Raw genomic sequence first — 21186 nt, forward strand, 5'->3', positions numbered from 1 at the left:
ACGGCCGCCGGCCGCCGGCGGCAACTTCTTTTGTCGGAAGCATTGACGAAACACAGGGGTGCTTCTAGCTTCGTCGCGTCGTACTTCGTACGTCATATATGAGACGCGATACGCGAGATCAGATACGCGAGATCCCGTTCCCCGGGGTCCCCGTACCACCGAGAGGCGCGCATGACCTCTGTGCCCACGCCGATCCCCTCCCGCACGCAGTTCGTGCAGGACGGGATCAAACACCGCATCCTCACCGGACAGCTCACCCCGGGACAGGCCTTGGTCGAGACCGAGCTCGCCGCACAGTTCGGGGTGTCCAAGACCCCGGTGCGCGAGGCGCTCAAGACCCTGGCCGGCACCGGACTCGTCGTGATGAACCAGTACAAGGGCGTCACGGTGCGCATGGTGGACGCGGACATGGCGCGCGAGGTGTACGACGTACGGCTGCTGCTCGAACCGGAGGCGCTGCGGCGCTCGGTGCGGCGAGGCGCCTCCCTCGACACGGCGCGCGAGGCGCTCGAACGCGCCGACAACGCCACCGACACCGCACAACGCTCCCTCGCCAACCGCGAGTTCCACCGCTCCCTGTACGTCCGCTGCGGCAACCCGCTGCTCGGCCGGATGCTCGACGAGGTCCGGGACCAGGCCGCCCTGGTCTCCGCGGTCGCCTGGGCGGCCGACCCGTCCTGGGAGCGCGAGGCCACCGAGCACCGGGAGATCCTGCGGCTCGCCCTCGGCGGTGACTCGGACGGCGCGGCGCGCGCCCTGCACTCGCACATCGCCTCGTTCGTGCAACGGGCCTTCCCCGAGGCCCAGGGAAAGGGTGAGCAGGAATGACCGCGACCACGACCACGTTCGAGGCCCAGCGGGCCGCCCTCGCCGACGTGGTGGCGATCCCCGTGACCCCCTTCGCGGCGGACGGCTCCATCGACCAGGACGTCCACCGCCTCCTGCTGCGCCGGGCCCTCGACGCCGGCGTACGCATCGTCACGCCGAACGGCAACACCGGCGAGTTCTACGCCCTCGGCCCCGAGGAGCGGCGCCTGGTCACGGAGCTGACCGTCGACGAGGCGCGGGGCCGGGCCACCGTGCTGGCCGGGGTCGGGCACGACCTGCCGACCGCCGTCGCCTCCGCCCGCCACGCCCGCGACCTCGGCGCGCAGATGGTGATGGTCCACCAGCCCGTGCACCCGTACGTCTCCGAGGACGGCTGGGTCGACTACCACCGGGCGATCGCGGAGGCCGTGCCCGAACTGGGCGTCGTCCCCTACATCCGCAACGCGGTGCTCGCCGGCGCCCGGCTCGCCGAACTGGCCGACGCCTGCCCGAACGTCATCGGCGTGAAGTACGCGGTGCCGGACGCCTCCCGCTTCGCCGCGTTCGCCCGGGACGCCGGGCTGGAGCGCTTCGTGTGGGTGGCCGGCCTCGCGGAGCCGTACGCGCCCTCCTACTTCTCGGCGGGCGCGACCGGCTTCACCTCCGGCCTGGTGAACGTGGCCCCGGCCGTCTCGCTGAACATGATCGAGGCGCTGCGCTCCGGCGACTACGCGGGCGCCATGAAGGTCTGGGAGCAGATCCGCCGCTTCGAGGAACTGCGCGGGGCCAACAACTCCGCCAACAACGTGACGGTGGTGAAGGAGGCCCTGGCCTCGCTGGGCCTGTGCCGCCGCGACGTCCGCCCGCCGAGCCGTCAGCTCCCCGAGTCCGAACGCGCCGAGATCGCCGCCATCGCAGCGGGGTGGTCCGTATGACCGGCGGGCACACCACCGGAGCCGCCGGCGGGAACGACGCCCCGGACGCGCCGAGGCAGTTGCGCAGCCACCAGTGGTACGGAACCGAGGGGTTGCGCTCCTTCAGCCACCGCGCCCGCACCCGCCAGCTCGGCTACCTCCCCGAGGAGCACCTCGGCAAGCCGGTCATCGCCATCCTCAACACCTGGTCCGACATCAACCCCTGCCACGTCCACCTGCGCGACCGTGCCCAGGCGGTCAAGCGGGGCGTGTGGCAGGCCGGCGGCTTCCCGCTGGAGTTCCCGGTGTCGACGCTGAGCGAGACCTTCCAGAAGCCCACCCCGATGCTCTACCGCAACATGCTCGCGATGGAGACCGAGGAGCTGCTGCGGTCCTACCCCGTGGACGGGGCCGTCCTGATGGGCGGCTGCGACAAGTCCACGCCCGCGCTGCTCATGGGCGCCGCGTCCGTCGACCTGCCGACCGTGTTCGTGCCGGCCGGCCCCATGCTGCCCGGCCACTGGCGCGACCAGGTGCTGGGCTCCGGCACCGACATGTGGAAGTACTGGGACGACAAGCGCGCCGGCCTCATCGGCGACTGCGAGATGACCGAACTGGAGAGCGGGCTCGCGCGTTCCCCCGGGCACTGCATGACCATGGGGACGGCGTCCACGCTCACCGCGGCCGCCGAGGCGCTCGGCGTCACCGTGCCCGGCGCGTCCAGCATCCCCGCCGTCGACTCCGGGCACGACCGGATGGCGGCGGCCTCGGGGCTCAGGATCGTCGAACTGGTCCGCAGGGACCGCAGGTTGTCCGACATCCTCACCCAGGAGGCCTTCGAGGACGCCGTGACGACCGTCCTCGGGCTCGGCGGCTCCACCAACGCCGTGATCCACCTCATCGCCATGGCGGGACGCGCCGGCGCCCGGCTCACCCTCGACGACTTCGACCGCATCGCCCGTACGGTGCCGGTCCTGGCGAACGTACGGCCCGGCGGCCGCAGGTACCTCATGGAGGACTTCCACTTCGCCGGCGGTCTGCCCGGGTTCCTGTCGCGGATCACCGACCTGCTGCACCTGGACCGGCCGACCGTCTCCCACGACACCCTGCGCGAGCAGCTCGCCGGCGCGCGGGTGCACGACGACGACGTCATCCGCACCCGTGACAACCCCGTCGCCGACGAGGGGGGCGTCGCCGTCCTGCGCGGCAACCTCTGCCCCGACGGCGCGGTCATCAAGCACATCGCCGCCGAGCCGCACCTGCTCCAGCACACCGGCCCCGCGGTCGTCTTCGACGACTACCGGACCATGCAGGCGACCATCAACGACCCGGAGCTGGGCATCACCGCCGACACCGTGCTGGTGCTGCGCAACGCGGGCCCCAAGGGCGGCCCGGGCATGCCCGAGTACGGGATGCTGCCGATCCCCGACCACCTGCTCAAGCAGGGGGTACGGGACATGGTGCGGATCTCCGACGCCCGGATGAGCGGCACGAGTTACGGCGCGTGCGTGCTGCACGTGGCACCCGAGTCGTACATCGGCGGCCCGCTCGCCCTGGTCCGCACCGGCGACACCATCACGCTCGACGTCGAGGCGCGGACCCTGCGGCTCAACGTGGACGACGACGAACTGGCGCGGCGCCGGGCGCGGTGGACCGCGCCGCCCGAGCGCTACGAGCGCGGCTACGGCGCGCTCTACAACGAACAGATCACCCAGGCCGACAGCGGCTGCGACTTCGCCTTCCTGGCCCGGCCGGGCAAGGTGCCGGACCCGTACGCGGGCTGACCCGCACCGCCCGCACGGCCTCGCACCGCCCGTACCGCTTTTCGGAGCACCCGCACCACCCCGCAGCCGCGCACCTCGCGGCAGGGACCCGGCACACCGTACGTGAAAGCGCTTGCCATCAAGATCGCGCGCCCGTACCACCGGCTCGACCCGCACACCCGAGAACGGAGAACAGTCATGGCACAAGCCGCAGCCGTGGCGAAGCAGCCCGCGCCACCGAGGCGGCGCCGTGGCTCGGCGACGCCCCGCAGGCTCCCGTATCTGCTGATCGCCCCGGCGGGACTGCTGATGCTGGGCTTCATCGCCTACCCGGTGCTCAGCGTCTTCTACTACAGCCTGCAGGACTACAACCCCACCAAACCGTGGCGCAACGGCTTCGCGGGCCTGGACAACTTCACGCACGCCTTCACCGAGGACCCGCAGTTCTGGGACACCCTGGTCTTCAGCGGCAAGTGGGTCGTCGTCGAGGTCGGACTCCAGCTGATGTTCGGCCTGGCGCTCGCCCTGATCGTCAACCAGACCTTCGTGGGCCGCTCGCTCGGCCGCGCCATGGTCTTCTCGCCCTGGGCCGTCTCCGGCGTGCTCACCTCCGCGATCTGGGTGCTGCTCTACAACTCCCAGACGGGCATCACCCGTTACCTCGCGGACCTGGGCATCGGGGAGTACGGCACCAGCTGGCTCTCCGACACCTCGACGGTCTTCCCGGCGGTGGTGGTCGCGGACCTGTGGCGCGGCGTCCCCTTCTTCGCGATCCTCATCCTCGCCGACCTCCAGTCCGTCTCGAAGGACCTGTACGAGGCCGCCGAGGTCGACGGCGCGAGCCGCCTGCGGCAGTTCGTGCACATCACGCTGCCGCACCTCAAGGACGCGATCATCCTCTCCACGCTGCTGCGCGCGGTGTGGGAGTTCAACAACGTCGACCTGCTCTACACGCTCACCGGCGGCGGACCCGCGGGGGAGACGACCACACTCCCGCTCTACATCGCCAACACCAGCGTCGACGCGCACAACTTCGGCTACGCCTCGGCCCTGACCACCGTCGCGTTCGTGATCCTCCTCTTCTGTTCGATGGTCTACCTGCGGCTGAGCAAGTTCGGAGTGGGTGGGGACAAGTGATCACCAAGGACATCGACACCATCGCCCCGGCCGTGCCCGCGCCGGTGGCCGACGAACCGCCGCAGCGCCCGCGCAGGGGCCGGCGCGCCTGGGACGAGGCCCCGCGCTGGCAGATCTACCTCCCGCTCGGCATCTACCTCCTCTTCACGCTCGTCCCCTTCTACTGGATCCTGCTCTTCGCCCTCAGGCCGACCGGCTCCACCTCGCTCGTGCCCTGGCCGATGACCTTCGAGCACTTCGACAAGGTCTGGAACGACCGCAGCTTCGGCACGTACTTCGAGAACAGCCTCTACGTCGGACTCGCCACGCTGGTCATGACCACGGTCGTCGCACTGGCCGGCGGCTACGCCCTGGCCCGCTTCGACTTCAAGGTCAAGCGCGTCTTCATGCTGGCGCTGCTCTGCTCGCAGTTCGTGCCGGGCGCGCTGCTCCTGGTGCCGCTGTTCCAGATCTTCGCCGAACTGCAGATGATCAACTCGCTGGGCAGCGTCATCATCGCCGAGACCGTCTTCCAGCTGCCGCTGTCGATGATCCTGCTCAGCGGCTTCATCCGGAACGTGCCGTACTCCCTGGAGGAGGCCGCCTGGGTCGACGGCTGCAACCGCTTCACCGGCTTCCGGGTCGTCGTCCTGCCGCTGCTGCGGCCCGGACTGATCGCGGTCGGCTCCTTCGCCTTCGTGCACTCCTGGAACCACTTCCTGTTCGCCCTGATGTTCCTCAGCAACCAGGAGAAGCAGACGATCCCCGTTGGCCTCAACAGCCTGATGAGCGCCGACAGCGTCGACCTCGGCGCACTCGCCGCCGGCGGCATCGTCGCGGCCGTGCCCGTCGTGATCGTCTTCGCCTTCATCCAGAAGTGGCTCATCACGGGCTTCAGCGCCGGGGCGGTGAAGGGATGAGCGACCACGGGGGACCTCTTCCCGTCGTCCTGGCGGGCGCCCGCGGGCACGGCCGCTGGCATCTGCAGAACATCCGCCGCCTCCAGGACAAGGGCGTGGTGCGGCTCGCGGGGATCTGCGAGCTGACCCCGCTCACCCCGGAGGAACTGGACGGCTTCTTCACCGCCGGTGCCGGTGAACTTCCGCAGCAGTCAGCCGACTTCGGGTCCCTGCTGGACTCCACCGGCGCCGCGGTGGCCGTGATCTGCACGCCCATCCCCACCCACACCGACCTGGCGCTGACGGCCGCCGCCAGGGGCGTGCACCTGCTCCTCGAGAAGCCGCCGGCCCCGTCGTACGCCGAGTTCCGCCGGATGGCCGACGGGGTCGCGGCGGCCGGGGTGGTGTGCCAGATCGGCTTCCAGTCGATGGGATCGCACGCCGTGCCCGCGATCCGGGAGCTGATCGCGAAGGGCACCATCGGCCGCGTGCAGGGCATCGGCGGGGCCGGGGCCTGGGGCCGCGCAGAGGAGTACTACCGCCGCGCGCCCTGGGCGGGACGGCGCCGGATGAACGGGGCCGACGTCGTCGACGGCGTACTGACGAACCCCCTCGCCCACGCCGTGGCCACCGCCCTCGCACTCGACGGCGCCACCCGCGCCGAGGACGTCGCCGGCATCGAGACCGAGTTGCTGCGCGCCAACGACATCGAGTCCGACGACACCTCCTGCGTCCGCGTCACCACCACGGGCGGCAACCGGATCACCGTCGCCGCGACCCTGTGCGCCGAACGCCCCGACGAGCCGTACGTCCTCGTGCACGGCGCCGACGGGCGCATCACCTTCTGGTACAAGCAGGACCGCGTCCTCGTCCAGCGCTCGGGGCACGGTCCGCAGGAACTCACGTACGGCAGGACCGATCTGCTGGAGAACCTGGCCGAGCATCTCGAAGGCCGGGCCGCGCTGCTGGTCACCCCCGACGGGACGGGCGCCTTCATGAAGGTCGTCGAAGCGATCCGGCAGGCGCCGGACCCGGTCGCGCTGCCCCGGGACGCCTGGTACCTCGACGCCGACGAGAACCGTCGGGTCGTGGCCGGGGTCGACGGACTCGTCGCGGCCGCCGCCGACACCCTCGCCCTCTACTCCGAGCTGGGCGCCTCCTGGGCGGTCCCGCGGCCCCAGAAAGAGGTGAGCACCTGATGAGCACCGAGTCGCTGGTCCTGCGCGTCGCGGGCCGTCCGGTCGGCCGGTACACCGCCCGGCCCGAGCTCGCGCCGGCCCTGTCGCCGCGTCCGTACCTGCACCCCGTCACCACCCTGGCCGGCACGGCCGTCACGGAGCTCAGCCCCGCCGACCACCTCCATCACCTCGGCGTCGGTGTCGCCGTTCCCGACGTCGAGGGGTACAACTTCTGGGGCGGCCGCACCTTCGTACGCGACCGGGGCCCCACCGAGCTGGACAACCACGGCGCCCAGCGGCACTTCGCGTTCCAGCTGTCCGACCCGGACGGCTTCGTGGAGGAGCTGCGCTGGGTCGCCGACGGAACCGAGCTGCTGCGTGAGCGGCGTACGGTCGCGGCGACCGAACTGACCGACGCCGCCTGGGCGCTGGACTTCACCTTCTCGCTCACCAACACGACCTCCGGGCCCCTGTCGATCGGCAGCCCGGCCACCAACGGCCGGCCCGGCGCGGCCTACGGCGGGTTCTTCTGGCGGGCCCGCAAGGAGGCCGAGCCGCCCGCCGTGTTCACCGCGGGCGGCGAGGGCGAGGACGCGGTGCACGGATCGCGGGCCGGCTGGGTGGCGCTCGCGGGCGCCGGCTGGACGCTGGTGTTCGCCGGTGCCACGGACCGCACCCGCCGCGACCCGTGGTTCGTGCGCACCACCGAGTACCCGGGCGTCGGCTCGTCCCTCGCCCACGAGGAGCGGCTGCCGGTCCCGGCCGGGGAGACCGTCGTACGCCGGGTCGTCACCGTCGTCGCCGACGGCCGGCTCGACCCGAGCGAGGCGGCGGCCCTCGTCCGCAAGGCGGTGAGCCCGTGAGCGGCCAGGGCATCCCCGCCTTCACCGCCGACCTCGGCGACGGCACGTACCGCAACCCGGTCCTGGACGCCGACTGGTCGGACCCCGACCTGCTGCGCGTCGGCGACGACTACTACCTGACCGCCTCCAGCTTCGGCCGGGCCCCGGGCCTGCCGCTGCTGCACTCCCGCGACCTGGTCAACTGGACCCTCGTCGGCCACGCCCTGCACCGCCTGGAGCCGGCGGACGAGTTCGCCACGCCGCGGCACGACTGCGGCGTCTGGGCGCCGGCGCTGCGGTACCACGACGACCGGTTCTGGATCTTCTGGGGCGACCCCGACCACGGCGTCTACCAGATCAACGCCCCCGGGATACGCGGCCCCTGGACCGCCCCGCACCTCCTCAAGGCCGGCAAGGGGCTCATCGACGCCTGCCCGCTGTGGGACGAGGAGAGCGGCGAGGCCTACCTCGTGCACGGCTGGGCCAAGTCCCGCTCCGGCATCAAGAACCGGCTCACCGGCCACCGGATGCGGCCCGACGCCACCGGCCTGCTCGACGAGGGCAAGGTGATCGTGGACGGCGACCGCATCCCCGGCTGGTTCACGCTGGAGGGGCCGAAGCTGTACCGGCACGACGGCTGGTTCTGGATCTTCGCCCCGGCGGGCGGGGTCGAGACCGGCTGGCAGGGCGCCTTCCGCTCGCGCGGCTTCTTCGGGCCGTACGAGGAGAGGGTCGTCCTGGAGCAGGGCGACACCGACGTCAACGGGCCCCACCAGGGCGGTTGGGTGAGCACCCCGTCCGGCGAGCACTGGTTCGCGCACTTCCAGCACAAGGGCGCGTACGGAAGGGTCGTCCACCTCCAGCCGATGCGCTGGGGCACCGACGGCTGGCCGGTCATCGGCGACCGGGGCACCCCCGTCGCCGTGCACCGCAAGCCCGACCTGCCGCGGCAGCCGCTCTCCGCGCCCGCCACCGACGACGACTTCCCCGGCGGGCGGTACGGGCGGCAGTGGTCGTGGACCGCCAACCGGCAGGACGGCTGGGCGACCCAGCACTCCGGCGACGGGCTGCGGCTGACCTGTGTACGGTCGGCGGACGCGCATGACCTGCGCAGGCTGCCGGGCGTGCTCACCCAGCGGCTGCCCGGCAGGCACTGCACCGTCGAGGTCGGGCTGCGGCTCGACGCCGACCAGCCGGGCGCGCGGGCCGGACTCGCCGTCCTCGGCGACGCGTTCGGCTGGATCGGGCTCGAACGGGGGGCCGACGGGACGGTCCACCTCGTGCACCGGTTCGCCGAGTCGGTCGCGGACCGGGAGCGGGACGCCGCCCATCCGCGGATGGCCCCCCAGGGACGGGTCCGGCTGCGGATCGAGGCCGGCGCGGGGGCGCGCTGCCGGTTCTCCTGCGACCTGGGCACCGGCAGCGGCTGGGAGCCCTCCGGGCAGGTCTTCGCCGCCACTCCCTGGCGCTGGGTCGGTGCCCTGCTCGGCCTCTTCGGGGTCGCGCCGGCCGGCGCGGGACACGCCGGATCGGCCACGTTCACGCAGTTCCGGATCACCGGCCGCCGCGCTGTCGGCGGGACCGGCCGCACCGCCGCGCCACCTGCCTGACCGCACGACGTCATCACCGTAGTGAGCCTGTGGGGAGCCGCAATGACGCACTTCCGTAGCAAGCGCTTGCCGAGACGGGGCGGGCGGGCCCCGACGGCGGCCGTCGCCGTGCCGGTGCCCGTGTTCCCGGGGTTCCGGAAGCGGCTCGGCACCGGCACCGGTACGGGCACCGGTCGCCGTTCCTGACCTCCACCACCGCACCACCGCGCACCGGCACCACCGCGCACCGGCACCACCGCGCACCGGCACAACCCTCGTTGGATCCAGAAGAAGAGAGCCGATCATGAAGAGCAGCATCCGCAGGAGCAGCAGAGGAGCGCGCCGCTCCGTCACCGCCGTCGCCGTGAGCGCCGTGCTCGCGCTGACGGCCACCGCGTGCGGCGACGACGGCAACGGTTCGTCGGGCGACAAGGGCGCCGAAGGCAGCGGCAAGGGCGAGATCACCTTCTGGGACAACAACGGCGGTGTCCGCACCGACATCTGGAAGGAGATCATCGCCGACTTCGAGAAGGCGAACCCGGACATCGACGTCAAGTACGTCCCGATCGCCGCCACCGAGTACCAGTCGAAGGTCGACACCTCCATCCAGGCCAAGGGTCTGCCGGACGTCGGCGGTGTCGGCGCGGCGATGCTCGCGGGCTTCGCCGCGCAGAACGCGCTGGAGCCGCTGGACGACCGCCTCGGCAAGTCCTCGCTGAACGGCAAGCTCAACGAGGACATGGTCAAGTCGCTGAAGGCGGCGGGCGGCGGCGGCGCCGACGACAGCACGCTGTACTCGGTGCCGACCTCCGCCAACAACGGCGTCCTGTACTACCGCACCGACCTGTTCAAGTCGGCCGGTCTGGAGGCGCCGACCACCTGGGACGCGTTCTACGAGGCCGCCGACAAGCTCACCGACAAGGACGAGAACGCCTTCGGCTACACCATCCGCGGGGGCGCCGGGTCCATCGCCCAGGCACTGGACGCGATGTACGGGCAGTCCGGCATCACGTCCTTCTGGGACGCCGGCAACGAGAAGACCACGGTCGACGACCCGAAGAACGTGGCGGCCCTGGAGAAGTACACGGGCCTCTTCAAGAAGGTCACGCCGGCCGCCGACCTCAACAACGACTTCACCAAGATGGTCGCGCAGTGGGACTCCGGCACGATCGGCATGCTCAACCACAACCTGGGCTCCTACCAGGACCATGTGAAGGCGCTGGGCGCCGACAAGTTCCGCGGCATCCCGCAGCCGATCGGGCCCGGCGGCAAGCGGGTCCAGGTGTCCAATCCCGTCGACGGGCTCGGCATCTTCAAGACCTCCAAGAACAAGGACGCCGCCTGGAAGTTCATCGAGTTCGCCACGGCGGAGGCGCAGAACTCCAAGTTCAACGAGTCCGCGGGGCAGGTGCCGGCCAACACCGATGCCGCGAAGGCGGCGTGGGTCTCGAAGGCCGAGCCGACCGAGCTGGCCGCCGAGGCGCTGAGCGACGGGTCCACCACGATCGTGCAGCTGCCGTACTACCTGCCCGACTGGAACACCATCTCCAAGACGGACAACGAGCCGGCGTTCCAGAAGGTGCTGAACGGGTCGTTGAGCGAGAAGGAGTTCCTGGGCACGCTTGCCGATCAGCTCAACGAGGCGCAGGCGGAGTGGAACGAGCAGAAGGGTTAGTCGGGTCTGTACGGGCCTGTGCGGGTCTGTTACCTGTACGGGTCGGTCGGCCCGGAGGTCAGGAGGTCGTGGGGAGCTGCGGGTCCGTTGTGGCTGGTCGCGCAGTTCCCCGCGCCCCTGAAGGACTGCGCGGTTTCCCGTGTCCCCTGAAGGCGAAAGGCACATCGGTATGAGCCTCACCCGTAGACAGGTCACCACCGCGGCGCTCGCCGGCGTTCCGCTCGCCGTGGCGGGGACGGGACCCGCCGTCGCCGCCGCCTCGGCGCGGCCCCACGGGCGCACGCTCTTCATCGCCGGCGATTCCACCGCCGCCCAGAAGTACGCCGACGCCGCGCCCGAGACCGGGTGGGGCATGGCCCTCCCGTTCTTCCTGCGCGAGCGGCTCACCGTCGCCAACCACGCCGTGAACGGCCGGAGTTCGAAGAGCTTCGTCGACGAAGGGCGGCTCGACGCCGTGCTCGCCGCCGTCCGGCCCGGCGACCTCCTGCTGGTCCAGTTCGGGCACAACGACTCCAAGGCCGCCGACCCCACGCGCTACACCGAGCCGTGGACGACCTACCAGGACTATCTCCGGCAGTACGTCGACGGGGCGCGGGCGCGGGGGGTCCGGCCGGTGCTGGCCACGTCCGTGGAGCGGCGGAAGTTCGACGCCGACGGGAACGCCGTGCCGACGCACGGCGAGTATCCGGCGGCCATGAAGGCCCTCGCCGCGGAGGAGGGGGTGGCTCTCCTCGACGTCCAGGCCCTGTCCATCGCGTTGTGGCAGGAGCTGGGGGTCGAGGAGACGAAGAAGTTCTTCAACTGGACCGACGTCGAACAGGACAACACGCACTTCAATCCGCCGGGGGCCGTCGCCGTGGCCCGGATGGTGGCGCGGGAGTCGGTGCGGCGCAGGGTGCTCGGGGCCCGGGACGTCCGGCGGCTGGACGAGGTGATCCCCGAGTCCTGGATCAGCTGGCCCGAACCGTAGTACCGCCGGGGCCGCGGGCCCGGCGGACCACCCGTTACCCGTTCCCCGTGCTCAGAAGTCAGAAGTCGGAAGACGCAACTCAGAAACCGGAAGACAGAAGCCGGAAGACAGAAGCCGGAAGTCGGAAGACTGAAAGGAATCCCGCATCATGCGTACTCGTATATGGCATGCTCACGCCAGGGCATCCCTCGTCGGATGCACCGCTCTCGTGCTCGGTCTCACCGGGACCCTCGCCCACGCCCACAGCCCTGCCCGGCCCCACGCCCGTGACCTCGGGCGCGAGACCCTTCCCGCCGGGGACGGGTGGGGGTCCGAAGGGGCCGGAACCACGGGCGGGGCCGCCGCCACCGCCGCGCAGGTCCACACCGTCACCACCTGGGCCGGGTTCAAGGCCGCGTTGCAGGCCGGCGGGGACGCACCGAAGATCATCAAGATCAGGGGTGTCATCGATCCGGTCGCCGAGGGGTGTGCGTCCTTCCAGGCTCCCGGCTACGACTTCGACGCCTACCTGGAGAAGTACTCGCCCGAGAACTGGGGCCTGGACACCGATCTGTCCGGGGAGCCCGCCGACAGTCCCGAAGGGCTGCGTGCCGCCTCCGCCGCCGCCCAGGACGCGGCCATCAAGGTGAACGTCCCGGCCGACACCACCATCGTCGGCGTCGGCAAGGGCGCCGGGATCAGAGGCGGCAGCCTGCAGATCAAGGGCGTCGACAACGTCATCCTGCGCAACCTCACCATCGAGGCGCCGCTGGACTGCTTCCCGCAGTGGGACCCGACCGACACCGACACCGGTGCCTGGAACTCCGAGTACGACGCGGTCGTGGTGTACGGCTCCACCCATGTGTGGGTCGACCACAACACCCTGACCGACGGCCGCTACCCGGACGGCACCCTGCCCACGTACTTCGGCCGGACCTACCAGCAGCACGACGGCCTGCTCGACATCGTGCGCGGCGCCGACCATGTGACGGTGTCCTGGAACTCGGTCGAGGACCACGACAAGACCATGCTGATCGGCAACAGCGACAGCGCCGGAGCGACCGACACCGGCAAGCTCAAGGTCACCCTCCACCACAACAGGTTCGAGGGCGTCGTCGAGCGCGCGCCGCGAGTCCGCTTCGGGCAGGTCGACTCGTACAACAACCACTTCGTGGTGACCGAGGAGCAGGCGTACGGCTACACCTTCGGCGTCGGCGCCTCCTCGCAGCTGTACGCCTCGGACAACGCGTTCTCGCTGCCGGCCGGCGTCAGCGCCGCCAAGACCCTGAAGAAGTGGAGCGAGGCACCGCTCACGGCCGAGAACAACTACGTCAACGGCAGGAAGACCGACCTCATCGCCGTCCACAACGCGGAGATCCCCGCGGAGACCCTCCGGTCGGGTGCCGGGTGGACACCCACCCTGCGCACGAAGGTCGACCCGCCGCGTGCCGTGCCGGGCATCGTCGACGGCCGCGCGGGCGCCGGAAAGGTCCGCTGACCATGGCCTCGCCGACAGCGACCGGCGGCAACGGCAACGGCAACGGCAGACGGTCCTTCGTGCTCGCGGGCGTCGGGGCCGCGCTCGCGCTCGGCGCCGGCGGGAACGCCCACGCACGCGGGCGTTCCCCCTTCGGACGGTACGGTTCGCCCTCGGTCCGGCTCCACGGACGGACCCTGTACGTCCACCCCGGCGGCCTCGGCGACCACACCACGCTGCAGGCCGCGGTGACCGCCGCGGGTGCGGGCGGACAGGACGGGCAGGGCGGACACACCCTGGTCGTCGCGCCGGGAACGTACCGCGAGACGGTCGCCGTCGGTGCCGACCGTACGGGGATGACCTGGCTCGGCGCCTCCGAGGACGCGCGTGACGTCGTCGTCGTGTACGACAACGCCAACGGCACCCCCAGGCCCGGCGGCGGCACCTACGGCACGAGCGGCTCGGCCACCACCACCGTGCAGGCCGACGGGTTCACCGCCCGGCACATCACCTTCGCCAACGACTGGCTGCGTGCCGACCACCCCGGGACCACCGGGACGCAGGCCGTCGCGATCAAGGTGCAGGGCGACCGGTCGGCGTTCCACCACTGCCGGTTCCTGGGCCACCAGGACACGCTGTACGCCGACACCACGGCCCTCGGCGTCCTCGCCCGGCAGTACTTCACGCACTGTTACGTCGAAGGGGACGTGGACTTCGTGTTCGGGCGGGCCACCGCCGTGTTCGAGCACTGCCACTTCCGCACCCTGGACCGGACGGACCTCACCACGGCCCCGTACGGCTTCGTCTTCGCGCCCTCGACCGCGGCCGCCGCTCCGCACGGCTACCTGGTGACGGGCAGCCGGGTGACGAGCGGAGCGCCGGACGCCTTCTACAAGCTGGCCCGGCCCTGGGTGCCCAGCTCCGACCCCACCGCGCGGCCCATGCTGACCGTACGCGGGACCCGCCTGGGCCCCGGGATCGACGCGGTGGAGCCGTACGCCACCATGTCGGCCGCCCACCCGTGGCAGGACCAGCGGTTCGCCGAGTACCGCAACAGCGGGCCGGGCGCCGAGATCACCGTCGCCGCGAACCGGCCCCAGCTCACACGTGCCGAGGCCGCCTCGCACACCCGCAGGACGTATCTCGGCGACTGGAGGCCGCATGAGCAGGGGGACTGAGCGGTCACCGCTGGGCCGGCGGGGTTTCGTGACGGGCGCGGGGGCGGCGGCGCTGTTCGGCGCGGCGGGGGCGGGAGCGGACGCGTCCACGGCGCACGCGGCACAGGCCGCGGGCGTTGTGGAGGGCAGCCTCCCCGACTTCCACCCCCTCCTCAAGGACGAGCTGCGCTTCCCGCTCGCCTGGGGCACCTCCCCGGTCCGGGACTTCCGGACCTGGCGGCGGACGGCCCGCTCGAAGGTCGAGGAGCACCTGTTCACCGAGCGGGACAGCACCCCGTACGACCCCTCGTTCGACGAGGGCGAGCGGGCCGAGGCCGACGGGTACACGCGGGAGTCGGTGACGCTCTCCCTCACCCGGTACGAGCGGGTCCGCGGCCTCCTGCTCACCCCGCACGGCACCGGCCCGTTCCCCGCCGTCCTGCTGCTCCACGACCACGGGTCGACATTCGACATAGGCAAGGAGAAACTGGTCCGGCCCTGGAACGACGACACGCGCCTGGCCTCCGCGCAGGCCTGGGCGGACCGGTGTTTCGGCGGACGGTTCGTCGGTGACGAGCTGGCCCGGCGCGGATACGTGGTCCTCGCCCTGGACGCGTTCGGCTGGGGCGACCGCGGCCCGGTCACCTACGAGCAGCAGCAGGCCCTGGCAAGCAACTTCTTCAATCTGGGGTCGTCGCTCGCCGGGCTCATGGCCCGCGAGGACGTGCGCGCCGCCCGCTTCCTGGCGGGCCTCGACCGGGTGGACCGGCGCCGGGTCGCCGCCGTCGGCTTCTCCATGGGGGCCTTCCGCGCCTGGCAGACGGCCGCCCTCAGCGACGAGGTCGCGGCCGCGGCGAGCGTGTGCTGGATGACCGGGCTGAAGGAGGTCATGGTGCCCGGCAACAACATCCTGCGCGGCCAGTCCGCCTACTGCATGCTGCATCCCGGGCTCGCCCGCCACCTCGACTTCCCCGACGTGGCGAGCATCGCCGCCCCCAGGCCCATGCTCTTCTTCCACGGCGCCCAGGACACCCTGTTCCCCGCGGAGGGCGTCCGGGTCGCGTACGGGAAACTGCGCGCCGTCTGGCGCTCCCGGCACGCGGGGGAGCGGCTGCGCACCGAGGTCTGGCCCGGGCTGGGCCACGTGTTCACCGTGCCGCAGCAGGACGAGGTGTTCAGCTGGCTCGACTCCGTTCTGTGAAGCGCCCCCGCCGGTCGTCACCGGCGGGGGCGCTCCTCTGTCCGGCCGAGGGGGGCTCAGGCCGGCAGCTCCGTGGAGCCGGACGAGGCGGCTCTCACCGGTACGTGATGTCAGATGCCGTGTAGTCGCAGTAGGTTCCGTCCGGACCTGATCCGTTCGTGGTCGGTTCGGCTCCGGTGTTGTTGCCGGTGTACTTCTGGCACGGCACGATCTTCTTGCTGCTGTCCCCGATGATCGTGATGTTGCGCAGGGCGGCGGTGTCGCCGTAGTTGGTGTTGATGCCGACCAGCCGCGAACCGGGCGTGGTCACCTCGACGGTGTTGAAGATCGAGGTGCGCTTGTACTGCGTCGAGCAGTTGCCGCACGAGCGGTAGAGGGTCTTGAAGTCCTGGACCGCGAACTTCGACACGACGAGCTTGCCGCCGCCGTTGTGCTGGAAGACCTTGTCCGCGGCCTTCTTCGCGCCGCCGCCGTACACGGTGTAGACGGCGGAGTTGCCGCCCTTGAAGGTCGCGGCGTCCTCGCCGACGTCCTCCCACCAGACGTTCTGGAGCGTGCAACTGCCCTGGCAGTGGACGCCGTCGGCGCCGGGGCTGCCGATGATGACGTTCTTCAGCGTCGCACCGTCGGCGAGCTGGAAGATCGGGTCCTGCCCCTCCTCCTGGCCGTCACCGGCGAGGTCGCCGCTGCCGTAGTAGCGCTTGTAGCCCCCGTCCCGGGTGCCGGAGACGGCGATGGTCGCCGGGACGGCCTGGCTGCCGGTGGCGGTCGGCCAGGTGGTGGCGGCGCTCGCCGTCGACGTCATCGTGCTGGTGAGCATCGCGGCCGCGGTCAGGGCGAGGGCGGACGCCCCCGAGACGACGGCACGTCGGCGGTCGGTCCTTCGGCGGTGGCGTGCGGGGTGTTCCGGCCTGGGGGTCATGTCCCGGTTTCCTTCGGTGAGGGGAAGACAGTGCGTCTTCCGGTCGCCACCAGGACGGCGGAGGTTGCCGCGCACCGGTTTTTTCCGCCACCGCCACCGCCACCGCCGGCCCGACGGGGCTACGAGCGGCCGTCGGCGGACCCGGTGCGCGCGAAGCCGCCCGCCACGGACCGCTGTTCGCCGTCGGCCCGGGCGGCCACCGTGTACCGGTCGTCCCCGGCGTCACGGCCGCCGCGGTCGTGGTCGTACTGGCCCGCGAACACCCACTCGCCCGGCCACACCGTACGGCCCGGCTTCAGCACCCAGGTGTAGACGAGGAAGCCGTCCCGCTCGGCGACGGTCGCCGTGAAGTCCTCCTCGGGTGCGGAGCGCCAGGCACCGGACGAGGTGACCCCGCCGGTCTGCCTGACCTTCAGCACGACCTCCAGCGCGGTGAGCCGCCTGCCGGTCTTCACCGTCACGTCGCTCTGCGCCCAGAAGTCGTTGCTGTGCGGGTCGACCGAGCCGTCCGACCACAGCGGGCCGTCCTCGGTGCCGGCGGAAGGGGCGGAGGCGGAGGCGGAGGGGCTCGTACGGTTTGGCGGGAGCGGGGCCTTCCCCGGTGCCGGCGTCCGCGGCGTGCGGTCCGGACCGGGCGTGACCGCCACCGTCTGCTCGTCCGTCCCGTCCCGCACCGCCGACGCGACCGTGTAGGCGCCCACCGCGAGCACGCCCGCCACCGCGGCCGTGGCGCCGGCGACCCGCAGCCAGCCGGGCGCGGACGGGCGCGTGGTGGAGCGCGGCGCGCTCTCCCCGCCCGCCATGCCCCGTTCGACGCGGGCCAGGATGCGCGCGCGGTCGGGCTCGTACGCCTCGGCCGAGTCCCGCAGTCCGGCGCGCAGTTCGTCGTCGCGCACGTCCCTCATCGCCCCCTCCCCGCGGCCCCGCCGGCCCGCAGCGCCGCCGCGTGCACCCGCCGCGGCGCCTCCTGGGACCCCAGCAGCCGCTGCAGCTCCGCCATGCCCTTCGACGTCTGGCTCTTCACGGTACCCACCGAGACACCGAGGGCGAGCGCGGTGTCCTTCTCCGAGAGGTCGAAGGAGTGGCGCAGGACCACGCACGCCCGCTTGCGGAACGGCAGCCTGCGCAGGGCCTCCTGGACATCGACCATGCCGGGGACGTCGGGGTTCTCCGTCCTGTCCTCACGCTGCGACCAGAACAGCGTGATCCGTCTGCGTTCGCGCACCGCGCTGCGGATCCGGCTGCGGGCCATGTTGGCGACCACACCGCGCGCGTACGCCACCGGGTGGTCCGCCGCCCGTACCCGGTCCCAGCGGTGCCACAGCGCGAGCAGGGCGTCCGCCGCGAGGTCGTCGGCCGCGTCCGGCTCACCCGTCAGCAGGCGGGCCAGGCGCGCCAGTTCGACGTAGTGCCGCTCGAAGAAGTCGCGGAACTCCACGGAGGCGGCGTCGTCGACGACAGTGCCCACGGGCGGCCTCTCCCTGTTCGTTCCTGCGCGGCCCGGCGGGCCCAACCCCATTCCGTAACACGATGAAAACCTGAAACAGGTTCAACGCGGGAACAATCCAGCCAGCATCCGGCCCACCCGGCACGCAGGCAACGAGGAGTGTCCGCCATGTCCCGAACACAGCAGGTGGAAGACCGGCCGGGCGCCGGACGGCCCCCGGCGAACGGTGTCGACCGGTTCTTCAGGATCTCGGCACGGGGGTCCACCGTCGGCCGGGAGGTGCGGGGCGGCTTCGCCACGTTCTTCACGATGGCCTACATCCTTGTCCTGAACCCCATCGTCCTCAGCGGCGCCGAGGACAAGTTCGGCGAGCGGCTCGACAGCGTGCAACTGGTCACCGCCACCGCCCTGGTGGCCGCGGTGATGACGATCGTCATGGGGATCGGCGGCAACCTGCCGCTGGCGCTCGCCGCCGGTCTCGGCCTCAACGCCGTCGTCGCCTTCCAGATCGCCCCGCTGATGAGCTGGGACGACGCGATGGGCCTCGTCGTCCTCGAAGGCCTGCTGATCTGCGTCCTGGTGATGACCGGGCTGCGTGAGGCCGTCATGCACGCGATACCGCAACCGCTGAAGCAGGCGATCAGCGTCGGCATCGGGCTGTTCATCGCGTTCATCGGCTTCGTCGACGCCGGGTTCGTGACACGCGTCCCGGACGCGGCCGGCACCACCGTGCCGGTGCAGCTGGGCGGCACGGGCACCCTGTCCGGCTGGCCGGTCCTGGTGTTCTGTCTCGGGGTGCTGCTGACCATCGGGCTGCTCGCGCGCAAGGTCAGGGGCGCGATCCTGATCGGCATCGTCACCATGACGGCCGTCGCGATCGTCGTCGACGAGCTCGCCGACGTCGGGAGCTGGGGCCTGACCACGCCCCGGGTGCCGGACGACGTGGTGGCGTCGCCCGACTTCGGGCTGCTCGGGGACTTCAGCCTGTTCGGCGCGTTCGGTCAGGTGAGCGCGATCACCGTCGTGCTGCTCGTCTTCACGCTGATCCTGTCGGACTTCTTCGACACCATGGGCACCGTCGTCGGCGTCAGCGCGGAGGCGGGGCTGCTGGACGAGGAGGGCAGGGTGCCGAACCTCGGCCGCGTCCTGCTCATCGACGGAGCCGCGGCGGTGGCCGGCGGGGCGTCGTCCGCGTCGTCGGCCACCTCGTACATCGAGTCGGCGGCGGGGGTGGGGGAGGAGGCCCGTACCGGGTTCGCGAACCTGGTCACGGGCGGGCTGTTCGCCTGCGCGCTCTTCCTCACGCCGCTGCTGACCATCGTGCCGATGCAGGCGGCGGCACCGGCGCTCGTCGCGGTCGGGTTCCTGATGATGACGCAGGTCAAGAACATCGACTGGGACCGGTACGAGGTCGCCCTCCCGGCGTTCCTGACGATCGCGGTGATGCCGTTCACGTACTCGATCACGAACGGCATCGGCGCCGGCTTCCTGGCCTACGTCACCATCCAGGCGGTACTGGGCAGGGCGAAGGAGATCCACTGGCTGCTGTGGGGCACGGCGGCCCTGTTCCTGGTCTACTTCGCCATCGACCCCCTGGAACAACTCCTGGGAGTCCGGTGACGGCCGGGGCGCCCCGTCGGGGGCGCGGGGAACGGCGCGGCCGACCCCCACCGGCCCGCGGCCGGCCGTCGGCCTTCAAGGGGCGCGGGGAACTGCGCAGTCTTTCAGGGCGGCCCGCACGGGCCCGCGGCCCGCACGGGCCGTCAGCGGAGCGCCGCCCGCATCATGGCGGCAGCCACCGGCGCGGCCAACCCGTTCCCGCTCACCTCCGAGCGCGCCGCGTCCGACTGCTCCACCAGCACCGCCACCGCGACCTCCTTGTCCGAGGAGTCGGACTTCGCGTAGGACGTGAACCACGCGTACGGCGTCTTGCTGTTGTTCTCGCCGTGCTGCGCCGTACCGGTCTTGCCCCCCACCGTCGCCCCGGCGATGCGCGCGTTCGTCCCCGTGCCGTCCTCGACGACCGTCCGCATCGCCGACTGCAGCTGCTCCGCCGTGGACGGATCGACGATCTGCGTGCTCCGCGCCCGGTCGTCGTAGTTCTCCAGCACGTCACCGTTCGCGTCGCTGATCTGCGACACCATGTGCGGCGAGACCAGCTTCCCGCCGTTGGCGATGGCTGCCGACACCATGGCCATCTGCAGCGGCGTCGCGGTCACGTCGAACTGGCCGATACCCGTCAGCGCCGTGGACGACTTCTCCATGTCCGACGGGTACACGCTGGTGTACGCCCGCACGGGCACGTCCTGCGACCCGTCGTTGAAGCCGAACTTCTCGGCCATCGCCTTCAGCTTGTCCTGCCCCAGGTCGACGGCCATCTTCGCGAAGACGTTGTTGCACGAGTACTGGAGCGCGACCCGGATCGAGGCGTCCGCGCAGGGCGCCGACGCGCTCTCGTTCGCCAGGACCGTCGTCGTGCCCGGCAGCGTGTACGGGTTCTCGCTGTCCGTCCTGGCGTCCACCGACGTATACAGCCCGTCCTCCAGCGCGGCCGCCGCGACGACCAGCTTGAACGTCGAACCCGGCGGCAGCGGCTGGCGCAGCGCCCGGTTCGTCATCGGCTTGTCGGGGTCCTCGGTCAGCCCGTCCCAGACCTCGGAGGCGCTCGTGCTGATCTTCGACGGGTCGTACGACGGGGTGGACACGACGCCCAGGATCCGGCCCGTCCCCGGGTCGATCGCGACGGCCGCGCCCTTCTTGTCGCCGAGCGCCTCGTAGGCCGCCTTCTGCACGTCCGGGTCGATGGTGGTGATCACGTCACCGGGGTCGGAGCGCTTGCCGGTGACTGTGTCGAGGGGGTTCTTCAGCCGGCTGTCGGTGCCGTCGAGGAGCTGCCGGTAGATGCCCTCCAGCTGGGTGGCCCCGTACACCTGCGAACTGAAGCCCGTGACGGCCGCGTACAGCCGGCCGTCGGTGTAGGTGCGCTTGTACGCGAGGTCGCCGCCCTTCGTCCGCGCGGAACCGGTGACCGCGTCCCCGCCCACGACGATGTTCCCGAGGGGATACGCGTACTGCTCGATCGCGTTCCGCCGGTTGTCCTTGTCCTCTGCGAGCGCCCGGCCCTCGTAGAACTGCACCCAGGTCGCCCTGACCAGCAGGGCGAGCACGAGCAGCAGGGTGAAGACGGAGGCGCGCCTGATCGTTTTGTTCATCCCGCCGTGAAGACGAGCGGGAAGCGGCCGAACGTTCC

18 protein-coding genes are annotated in these 21186 nt (G+C 71.5%); 14 read left to right on the forward strand and 4 right to left on the reverse strand.

Annotated features, from left to right (window positions below; all coding sequences use genetic code 11):
• Positions 1-171 precede the first annotated feature (171 nt).
• From QFZ75_RS29585 to QFZ75_RS29645, 13 genes are all read left to right on the forward strand, one after another.
• Positions 172-828 carry a GntR family transcriptional regulator gene (locus QFZ75_RS29585; protein ID WP_307541730.1) on the forward strand — a complete coding sequence of 219 codons (657 nt, stop codon included), beginning with the start codon at positions 172-174 and terminating at the stop codon, positions 826-828.
• Positions 825-1742 (forward strand): dihydrodipicolinate synthase family protein, encoded by a 918-nt coding sequence (locus QFZ75_RS29590; RefSeq protein WP_307541731.1) that lies wholly within the window; start codon positions 825-827, stop codon positions 1740-1742. The genes QFZ75_RS29585 and QFZ75_RS29590 overlap by 4 nt, the downstream gene beginning before the upstream one ends.
• Positions 1739-3505, forward strand: coding sequence for an L-arabinonate dehydratase (gene araD / locus QFZ75_RS29595; protein WP_307541733.1), 1767 nt, complete (start codon positions 1739-1741; stop codon positions 3503-3505). Before QFZ75_RS29590 ends, araD begins: the two co-directional genes overlap by 4 nt.
• A gap of 177 nt (positions 3506-3682) precedes the next feature.
• Positions 3683-4621, forward strand: a complete 939-nt coding sequence (locus QFZ75_RS29600) for a carbohydrate ABC transporter permease (RefSeq protein WP_307541734.1) — start codon at positions 3683-3685, stop codon at positions 4619-4621.
• The gene (locus QFZ75_RS29605) at positions 4618-5520 is read left to right on the forward strand and encodes a carbohydrate ABC transporter permease (protein WP_307541736.1); all 903 of its coding nucleotides are present in this window, start codon (positions 4618-4620) and stop codon (positions 5518-5520) included. Before QFZ75_RS29600 ends, QFZ75_RS29605 begins: the two co-directional genes overlap by 4 nt.
• On the forward strand, positions 5517-6698 hold the full coding sequence (locus tag QFZ75_RS29610) for a Gfo/Idh/MocA family protein (protein WP_307541738.1): 1182 nt from the start codon (positions 5517-5519) through the stop codon (positions 6696-6698). The genes QFZ75_RS29605 and QFZ75_RS29610 overlap by 4 nt, the downstream gene beginning before the upstream one ends.
• On the forward strand, positions 6698-7540 hold the full coding sequence (locus tag QFZ75_RS29615; protein ID WP_373465962.1) for a PmoA family protein: 843 nt from the start codon (positions 6698-6700) through the stop codon (positions 7538-7540). Before QFZ75_RS29610 ends, QFZ75_RS29615 begins: the two co-directional genes overlap by 1 nt.
• Positions 7537-9129 (forward strand): glycoside hydrolase 43 family protein, encoded by a 1593-nt coding sequence (locus tag QFZ75_RS29620; RefSeq protein WP_307541740.1) that lies wholly within the window; start codon positions 7537-7539, stop codon positions 9127-9129. Before QFZ75_RS29615 ends, QFZ75_RS29620 begins: the two co-directional genes overlap by 4 nt.
• Before the next feature lie 283 nt (positions 9130-9412).
• Positions 9413-10783: a sugar ABC transporter substrate-binding protein gene (locus tag QFZ75_RS29625; RefSeq protein ID WP_307541741.1), complete on the forward strand. Its 1371-nt coding sequence runs from the start codon at positions 9413-9415 to the stop codon at positions 10781-10783.
• A 169-nt stretch (positions 10784-10952) separates the two neighbouring features.
• A complete protein-coding gene (locus QFZ75_RS29630; protein WP_307541742.1) occupies positions 10953-11753 on the forward strand; it encodes a rhamnogalacturonan acetylesterase in 801 nt (266 codons plus the stop codon).
• 148 nt (positions 11754-11901) lie between these two features.
• Positions 11902-13230, forward strand: coding sequence for a polysaccharide lyase family 1 protein (locus QFZ75_RS29635; protein WP_307541744.1), 1329 nt, complete (start codon positions 11902-11904; stop codon positions 13228-13230).
• 2 nt (positions 13231-13232) lie between these two features.
• Positions 13233-14387 (forward strand): pectinesterase family protein, encoded by a 1155-nt coding sequence (locus tag QFZ75_RS29640; RefSeq protein WP_307541746.1) that lies wholly within the window; start codon positions 13233-13235, stop codon positions 14385-14387.
• Entirely contained in the window at positions 14371-15567 is a 1197-nt protein-coding gene (locus QFZ75_RS29645) for a dienelactone hydrolase family protein (RefSeq protein WP_307541747.1), read from the forward strand. The genes QFZ75_RS29640 and QFZ75_RS29645 overlap by 17 nt, the downstream gene beginning before the upstream one ends.
• A 94-nt stretch (positions 15568-15661) precedes the next feature.
• Here QFZ75_RS29645 and QFZ75_RS29650 read toward each other — a convergent pair whose 3' ends face one another.
• From QFZ75_RS29650 to QFZ75_RS29660, 3 genes are all read right to left on the reverse strand, one after another.
• Positions 15662-16489, reverse strand: a complete 828-nt coding sequence (locus tag QFZ75_RS29650) for a pectate lyase (protein WP_307541749.1) — start codon at positions 16487-16489, stop codon at positions 15662-15664.
• Positions 16490-16608: 119 nt separating this feature from the next.
• Positions 16609-17394: a hypothetical protein gene (locus QFZ75_RS29655; RefSeq protein ID WP_307541750.1), complete on the reverse strand. Its 786-nt coding sequence runs from the start codon at positions 17392-17394 to the stop codon at positions 16609-16611.
• Positions 17391-17957 (reverse strand): SigE family RNA polymerase sigma factor, encoded by a 567-nt coding sequence (locus QFZ75_RS29660; protein WP_307541752.1) that lies wholly within the window; start codon positions 17955-17957, stop codon positions 17391-17393. The genes QFZ75_RS29655 and QFZ75_RS29660 overlap by 4 nt, the downstream gene beginning before the upstream one ends.
• A 147-nt stretch (positions 17958-18104) precedes the next feature.
• Here QFZ75_RS29660 and QFZ75_RS29665 point away from each other — a divergent pair, with 147 nt between their 5' ends.
• Entirely contained in the window at positions 18105-19556 is a 1452-nt protein-coding gene (locus QFZ75_RS29665) for an NCS2 family permease (RefSeq protein ID WP_307541754.1), read from the forward strand.
• A gap of 143 nt (positions 19557-19699) precedes the next feature.
• On the opposite strand, the gene QFZ75_RS29670 is transcribed toward QFZ75_RS29665, so the two are convergent.
• Complete coding sequence (locus tag QFZ75_RS29670) at positions 19700-21148, reverse strand: penicillin-binding protein 2 (protein WP_307541756.1); 1449 nt, start codon at positions 21146-21148, stop codon at positions 19700-19702.
• Positions 21149-21186 lie beyond the last annotated feature (38 nt).

It is taken from the genome of Streptomyces sp. V3I8, assembly GCF_030817535.1.
GTDB lineage: Bacteria > Actinomycetota > Actinomycetes > Streptomycetales > Streptomycetaceae > Streptomyces.